At 58.1% G+C, this 6,507-nt stretch carries 5 protein-coding genes and 1 pseudogene; 4 read left to right on the top strand and 2 right to left on the bottom strand.

From position 1 onward, the window contains the following. Positions 1-379, bottom strand: a pseudogene (locus tag AAAB16_RS25415) (hypothetical protein); the annotation flags it as partial. Positions 380-496: 117 nt separating this feature from the next. Between AAAB16_RS25415 and mrcB the strand changes: the two are divergent. The 3 genes from mrcB to AAAB16_RS25400 are packed head-to-tail and all read left to right on the top strand — an operon-like array spanning position 497 to position 3,924. After that, entirely contained in the window at positions 497-2,824 is a 2,328-nt protein-coding gene (gene mrcB / locus AAAB16_RS25410) for a penicillin-binding protein 1B (protein ID WP_340665859.1), read from the top strand. A 15-nt stretch (positions 2,825-2,839) separates the two neighbouring features. Beyond that, positions 2,840-3,592, top strand: coding sequence for a tetratricopeptide repeat protein (locus AAAB16_RS25405; protein WP_340665858.1), 753 nt, complete (start codon positions 2,840-2,842; stop codon positions 3,590-3,592). Further along, positions 3,592-3,924: a YqcC family protein gene (locus AAAB16_RS25400; protein ID WP_340665857.1), complete on the top strand. Its 333-nt coding sequence runs from the start codon at positions 3,592-3,594 to the stop codon at positions 3,922-3,924. Before AAAB16_RS25405 ends, AAAB16_RS25400 begins: the two co-directional genes overlap by 1 nt. Before the next feature lie 45 nt (positions 3,925-3,969). Here the strand turns inward: AAAB16_RS25400 and AAAB16_RS25395 are convergent, their stop codons facing one another. Further along, positions 3,970-4,407, bottom strand: coding sequence for a DUF4124 domain-containing protein (locus AAAB16_RS25395; protein WP_340665856.1), 438 nt, complete (start codon positions 4,405-4,407; stop codon positions 3,970-3,972). 409 nt (positions 4,408-4,816) lie between these two features. On the opposite strand from AAAB16_RS25395, the gene AAAB16_RS25390 reads away from it, so the two are divergent. Continuing rightward, on the top strand, positions 4,817-6,507 hold a 1,691-nt coding region (locus tag AAAB16_RS25390; protein ID WP_340665855.1), incomplete at its 3' end, for an acetolactate synthase 3 large subunit.

Below are 6,507 nucleotides of genomic sequence, written 5' to 3'. Positions count from 1 at the left end.
CGGTGGTCAGTTCGCCGCGGCTTTGCACTTCAGCCAGCAATTGGCTTTGCGGGAACTGGCGCATCTTTAGCGCGTATTCAATCACCGGCCCGCTGCCATTCAACTCTGGCGCCTCGGCACTGCCGGTAATTGGCAACACGTCCAGGTACAGGCCTTCAGTCAGGCGCTGATTCAGGCGCAGCTCTTCGCTGCAGAAGTGCTCGCGATCTTTGAGGTTGGTGAAGTCGAGAAAGCCGAAATTCACAGGCTTTTTGATTTTGTAAGCAAAGGGACCGGTCAACACCACCCAGGAGATGTGCGTTTCAATGACCTGGAAGCTCTCTACCGGATGCGGGTAGAGAGCCGGGTTCTGCAGGGCAGCGATCAGGGTTTGGCTCACGGTCTTTCCTTGGATAACGGGCTGAATTCAGGCGGCCATTATGGCGGCTGTGCGCGAGTGTGCAAACCATTGGCAGGCGCCTGTCTGGCCCAAGCAAAGTGCGTATAATGCGCCGCCATGACACGTACCCGATCTTCTCGCCCCTCTCGTTCGCGCCCTAAATCCCGTTCCGGTGGCATGCGCCCCTGGTTGGGTTGGCTGCTCAAACTCGGCCTTGTTGGCGTGGTCATCGTGGCCGGTTTTGCCGTCTACCTCGACGCCGTTGTGCAGGAGAAATTCTCCGGCAAGCGCTGGACGATTCCGGCCAAGGTGTATGCGCGCCCGCTTGAGTTATTTGTCGGCCAGAAGTTGGCCAAGGACGATTTTCTCACTGAGCTGGATGCGCTTGGCTACCGCCGAGAAACCACGGTCACCGGCCCCGGCGCTGCCGTAGTAGCGGGCAACAATATCGACCTCAATACCCGTGGCTTTCAGTTCTATGAAGGCGCCGAGCAGGCCCAGCGCATTCGCGTGAAATTCTCCGGCGACTACGTTGCTGGCCTTACCCAAGCCAGCGGTCAGGACTTGGCCGTAGCGCGGCTGGAGCCTCTGCTGATTGGCGGCCTGTACCCGGCGCACAACGAAGATCGCATTTTGATCAAGCTCGATCAGGTGCCGCCGTATCTGGTGGAAACCTTGGTCGCCACCGAAGACCGCGAATTTTTCCATCACTTTGGCGTGTCACCAAAGTCGATTGCCCGGGCCTTTTGGGTTAACGCCAGCGCCGGGCAGATGCGCCAGGGCGGTAGCACCCTGACCCAGCAGTTGGTGAAGAACTTCTTCCTCACCAGCGAACGCAGCCTGACCCGTAAAGCCACTGAGGCCATGATGGCGGTGCTGCTGGAGCTGCATTACAGCAAGCAGGAAATTCTCGAGGCGTACCTCAATGAGGTGTTTCTCGGCCAGGATGGCCAGCGTGCGGTGCACGGTTTTGGTCTGGCCAGTCAGTATTTCTTCAGTCAGCCGCTGGCTGAGCTGAAACTGCACCAAGTGGCGTTGCTGGTTGGTATGGTCAAAGGCCCGACTTACTACAATCCGCGGCGCAATCCGGAGCGAGCGCTTGAGCGCCGCAACCTGGTAATCGATCTGCTGGCCGCGCAGAACGTAGTGACGCCTGAGCAAGCCGAGGCAGCGAAGAAGATGCCGCTCGGGGTGACTAAGCGCGGCAGCATGGCGGACAGTTCCTATCCCGCATTTCTCGACCTGGTTAAGCGCCAATTGCGTCAGGACTACCGTGACGAAGATTTGACCGAAGAGGGCCTGCGAATCTTCACCAGTTTCGACCCGATTCTGCAGCAGAAAGCCGAGAACGCGCTGTCCAGCACCCTGAAAGGCTTCAAGGGTCGTAAGGGCGTTGACGAAGTGGAAGCTGCCATGGTTGTCACTAACCCGGAAAGTGGTGAAGTGCAGGCCATGCTTGGCAGTCGCCAGCCACGTTTCGCCGGTTTTAACCGCGCCCTGGATGCCGTGCGCCCGATTGGTTCGCTGGTTAAACCGGCGGTTTACCTCACCGCGTTGGAGCGCCCGAGCCAGTACACCCTGACCAGTTGGCTGGAAGACGAAACGTTTTCCGTGAAAGGTAAAGACGGCCAGGTTTGGACGCCGGCGAACTTCGACCATAAAGCCCACGGTACGATCTATCTCTATCAAGGCCTGGCGAACTCCTACAACTTGTCCACCGCCAAGCTGGGTCTGGAATTGGGCGTACCCAATGTGTTGAAAACCCTTGAGCGTCTGGGCGTTTCGCGCGAGTGGCCGGCGTTCCCGTCAATGTTGTTGGGTGCTGGTGCTCTGAGTCCTATCGAAGTCGCGGGCATGTACCAGACCATCGCCAGCGGCGGCTTTAATACGCCGTTGCGCGGTATTCGCAGCGTGTTAACCGCCGAAGGGGAACCTCTTAAGCGTTATCCGTTCCAGATTCAGCAGCGTTTCGACCCAGGTGCTATTTACTTGGTGCAGAACGCCATGCAGCGGGTAATGCGCGAAGGTACCGGGCGCTCGGTTTATAGCCAGTTGCCGTCCACGCTTAACCTGGCCGGGAAAACCGGTACCAGTAACGACTCGCGGGACAGTTGGTTTGCAGGGTTCAGTCAAGACTTGCTGGCGGTGGTATGGATGGGCCGCGATGACAACGGTGCCACGCCGTTCACTGGCGCGACCGGCGCTTTGCAGGTGTGGACCGGCTTTATGAAACAGGCCGACCCGCTGCCATTGAACATGCCATTGCCCGATAACGTGGTGCAGGTGTGGGTCGACGCCAACAACGGTCAAGGCTCAGATGCCAACTGCCCGAATGCGGTACAGATGCCGTATATTCGCGGCAGCGAGCCGGCAGCCGGTACCGCTTGTGGCGGGCAGACACCTGCCGCGGAAGTGATGGACTGGGTGCGCGGGTGGATGAATTAAGTGATGAGGTGCTCAGTGAATAAGTGGTTGATTCCCGCATTAATGGCCACCAGCCTGCTGACCGGTTGCGCCAGTGTTCAACGCGGCTCGATTCCGGTCGTCGACTCCGGCGCGCCGCTGTCCAACGATCGTCCGCCGGCCAATGGCCGCGCCACAACCGGCGGTTATTCGCAGGCACCTGTTCAAGCGCAACCTCAGGCCGTTCCGCAGGATTCAGGTGTGGTGGTGATGGTGCCAGGGCAGGGAAGGGCGGCGACGCCGATTCAGACATATCCCGCTGGTGGCTCGTCGGTAGGCAGCTCGCCGATTACCCCTGGCGGTATCACGCCGGGCCCGATCACTACTGGACCGATTACCCCAGGTGCGGGCAGCACCTACAACGCCCCAATCCCTTCGGCACCGAGCGGCATTCCGTCGGCTGGTGGCTTGGCTGCTGATGAGCAGCTAGATGGGCCGGTGTTAGCCTTGCTGACCACCGCGCAGCAGCAGCAAAGCTCTGGCGATCTGAATGGCGCTTCATCCAGCTTGGAGCGCGCGCAACGTATTGCTCCGAGCGAGCCGCAGGTTCTCTATCGCTTGGCACAAGTGCGTTTGGCTCAGGGCGATGCAGCCCAGGCTGAGCAGGTGGCGCAGCGCGGTCTGACTTACTCCAATGGTCGTCCAACGTTGCAGGCAAGTCTGTGGGGGTTGATCGCCCAGGCTCGCGAGAAACAAGGCAACGCATCCGGTGCGGCTCAGGCTCGTCAGCGGGCTCAGGTAAACCTGTAATGGATCAGCGTTTGCCCTCGCTGGCGGACCATCTGCTGCTGATTGAGCGCGAGTTGCGTGTGCAGGGGTGGTGGGCACAATCGCCACCTTCTGCTGAAGCGTTGGCCAGCGTTGAGCCGTTTTGTGTGGATAGCCTGGCGTTCGAAGAGTGGCTGCAGTGGATCTTTCTGCCGCGCATGAAAATGATCATTGAAAGTGGCCAACCCTTGCCCTCGGTATCGGGCATTCGGCCGATGGCCGAGATGGTGTACAGCGCAAGCCTTGGCAAGGCCAAAGGGCTGTTGGTGTTGCTCGGGGAGTTTGACGAGTTGATCGGCGCTGCAAGGTCGTAGCGGCTCTTGCTGAAAAGGCGCGCAACGCAAGGTTGCGCGCTTCGCTCACTGGCAGTTTTCAGTAATGCCTTTCTGATTTTCAGCAATTTTGCTCTGACGTTCTTCTTCCGTGAGGCGACGTACTTCGCCATTCACTTCTGCTGTGATTCGCGGATTGTTCTGCAGTTGGGCCAGATTGGTCCGCGTAATTTCGCAGTACTTCTGTAACTTCTCTTCGCGCTCAGCCACTTCCTTTTTGACCTTCTCATCAATGGCTTTTTGCGCGGGATCGTCCGCGGAGCCTGGAGTGGGGAATGTGGGCAGCGGCTGGACGGGCTTGGGCGGAGCAACCACGGTATTGATCGGCGTCGCGTCTTGACCTTGCGGAGGTTGCGCGCCGAAGTGGGTATTGCCTTGCGCATCGACCCACTTGTAAACCTGGCTTGCCGAAGCAGTGGCGCTCAAGGCGAGCAGTAGGCTGCCGGTGATAATCATGCGTCGCATGCTGTGTCCTTCTGTTTAGCTGCGGAACTCGGTGCTAACTATAACCAAATCCGGCCGCCCGTCACCCTGCACCGTGTCACAGCTACAAATTGAAGAAAGCACAACGGATGACTTGACTTGGGTGCGCTGAATCCGAACAATCCCACGTTCTCGCTGTAGTGGGGTCGGCCGCAAGCAGGCTTCAGCTCAGCAGACATGAGGCGCATACCCGTGCCGACTCGTTACACCCGCAACGCGTTACCTCGCGCTGGGTGGGAAAACCCCGAAACACTTAGGGGTCGTCCCAATACTTGCTCAAGTAGTAGCTGGCGTAATCCGCGACCACCGTCGCTCATGCTCTGCTTAGCAGTAAACCTATTCGGATCCGTTCGCTGTGAGCGGTTCTCTAAGCGTTTTAGAGGTGAACAACGTGGAGCTTTTATCTGGCGCTGAAATGGTCGTCCGCTTTTTGCGTGACGAAGGCGTTAAGCATATCTATGGGTACCCGGGCGGTGCCCTCCTGCATATTTACGATGCGCTGTTCAAAGAGCCGGAAGTGACTCATATCCTGGTTCGGCACGAACAAGCTGCTACCCATATGGCTGACGGTTATGCCCGTGCCACCGGTAAAGCCGGTGTTGTACTGGTGACCTCCGGCCCGGGCGCGACCAACGCCATTACCGGTATCGCCACGGCGTACATGGACTCCATTCCGATGGTCATCCTGTCCGGCCAAGTGCCTAGCAATATGGTCGGTACCGATGCGTTCCAGGAAACCGACATGATCGGTATCTCCCGGCCGATCGTGAAGCACAGCTTTATGATCAAGCACGCTTCGGAAATCCCGGAAGTCATGAAAAAGGCTTTCTATATCGCCCAGTCCGGCCGTCCAGGTCCGGTAGTTGTCGATATCCCGAAAGACATGACCAACCCGGCTGAGAAGTTCGAATACATCTACCCGAAAAAGGCCAAGCTGCGCTCCTACAGCCCAGCCGTTCGTGGCCACTCCGGGCAGATCCGCAAAGCCGCTGAGATGCTTCTGGCTGCCAAGCGCCCGATTCTGTATTCGGGTGGTGGCGTGATCATGGGCAATGCCGCCGAACCGCTCACCGAGCTGGCGAAAATGCTCAATCTGCCGGTTACCAATACACTGATGGGCTTGGGTGGTTTCCCTGGTACTGACCGCCAGTTCATCGGCATGCTCGGTATGCACGGCAGCTACACCGCCAACCTGGCGATGCACCATGCTGACGTGATTCTCGCCGTTGGCGCGCGTTTCGATGACCGGGTTATCAACGGTGCTTCGAAGTTTTGCCCGAACGCGAAAATCATCCACATCGACATCGACCCAGCGTCTATCTCCAAAACCATCAAGGCCGACGTGCCTATCGTTGGACCGGTTGATAGCGTGTTGACCGAAATGGTCGCCATCCTCAAAGAAATCGGCGAAACCCCGAACAAAGATGCGGTGGCCAGCTGGTGGAAGCAGGTGGATGAGTGGCGTGCGGGCGGTGCCCTGTTCCCGTTCGAGAAGGGCGATGGCAGCATCATCAAGCCTCAGACCGTGATCGAAACCCTCAGCGAAGTTACCAATGGCGATGCCTTTGTGACTTCCGATGTTGGTCAGCATCAAATGTTCGCTGCGCAGTACTACCGCTTCAACAAACCGAACCGTTGGATCAACTCGGGTGGTCTGGGCACCATGGGTTTCGGCTTCCCGGCGGCCATGGGCGTCAAGCTGAGCTTTCCGGATGACGACGTTGCATGCGTGACCGGTGAAGGCAGTATCCAGATGAACATTCAGGAGCTGTCGACCTGCTTGCAGTACGGTTTGCCGGTGAAGATCGTCAATCTGAACAACGGCGTGTTGGGTATGGTTCGCCAGTGGCAGGACATGACTTACAGCGGCCGCCATTCGCACTCCTACATGGAGTCGTTGCCAGATTTCGTCAAACTGGTCGAAGCCTATGGCCATGTGGGTATCAAGATCACTGATCTGAAAGACCTGAAGCCAAAAATGGCCGAAGCGTTCGCGATGAAAGATCGCCTGGTGTTCCTCGATATCCAAGTTGATACCAGCGAGCACGTTTACCCGATGCAGATCAAAGATGGCTCCATGCG

It is taken from the genome of Pseudomonas sp., from assembly GCF_037994325.1.
Lineage (GTDB): Bacteria > Pseudomonadota > Gammaproteobacteria > Pseudomonadales > Pseudomonadaceae > Aquipseudomonas.
This window is presented reverse-complemented; position numbering and strand designations above follow the sequence as displayed.

What these genes read in the sequence shown, in the direction of transcription:
- AAAB16_RS25395 (WP_340665856.1), bottom strand. Translation starts at nt 4,407, where the DNA reads ATGCGACGCATGATTATCACCGGCAGCCTACTGCTCGCCTTGAGCGCC.
- AAAB16_RS25400 (WP_340665857.1), top strand. Translation starts at nt 3,592, where the DNA reads ATGGATCAGCGTTTGCCCTCGCTGGCGGACCATCTGCTGCTGATTGAG.
- mrcB (WP_340665859.1), top strand. Translation starts at nt 497, where the DNA reads ATGACACGTACCCGATCTTCTCGCCCCTCTCGTTCGCGCCCTAAATCC.